Origin of the sequence: Nostoc sp., from assembly GCF_036917755.1 — a bacterium.
In the GTDB taxonomy this organism is placed as follows: domain Bacteria; phylum Cyanobacteriota; class Cyanobacteriia; order Cyanobacteriales; family Nostocaceae; genus Nostoc.
On sequence record NZ_JBALFC010000119.1, the window covers coordinates 1 to 505 of the forward strand.

The 505-nt window shown below is 39.2% G+C and carries 1 protein-coding gene; it reads right to left on the reverse strand.

What is annotated here, in order from left to right:
* Positions 1 to 10: 10 nt before the first annotated feature.
* Positions 11 to 445 carry a transposase family protein gene (locus V7L05_RS26020; RefSeq protein WP_335168424.1) on the reverse strand — a complete coding sequence of 145 codons (435 nt, stop codon included), beginning with the start codon at positions 443 to 445 and terminating at the stop codon, positions 11 to 13.
* Positions 446 to 505 lie beyond the last annotated feature (60 nt).

The window sequence follows — 505 nt, forward strand, 5'->3', positions numbered from 1 at the left end:
ACTTGTGACTTCAGCGTATGCTGTTTCTTTTTACCACTGTAGAAGTTTTTCTGTTTTTTTTAGGACGTTCAATTGGACTTTCTGTCACATCAACCACTACCACTTCTAACTGATAATTAGAACTAGCCAACTTTTTCTTCCCAGGAAGAGTAAAAATTCTGGATTTAACCAGTGTATCTTCTATTTTTCGGATAATTCGATATGCTGTAGACTCGTTTACTCCCCAAGTTTGACCAATATGAAAGTACGTGCGGTATTCTCTCCAATATTCCAATGTCATCAACAATTGGTCTTCCATGCTGAGTTTAGCTGGTCTTCCTGTTTTTTGTTTTGTTTCCTTTTGCGATCGCACGATCTTTAGCATCTGGTTAAAAGTCTCTGGACGTACACCACACAAGCGTTTGAAGTCTTCCGGCTTTAGGATCTTTACTTGTTCGTAGGTCATTAATGCTACCCAACTCTAACTTATTTGTCCCACGCATCTGGGACTTTTGCAAGAGGTCTA

Bases quoted from the DNA above. Each gene is read 5' to 3' on its own strand.
- V7L05_RS26020 (WP_335168424.1), bottom strand. From the start codon at position 445: ATGACCTACGAACAAGTAAAGATCCTAAAGCCGGAAGACTTCAAACGC.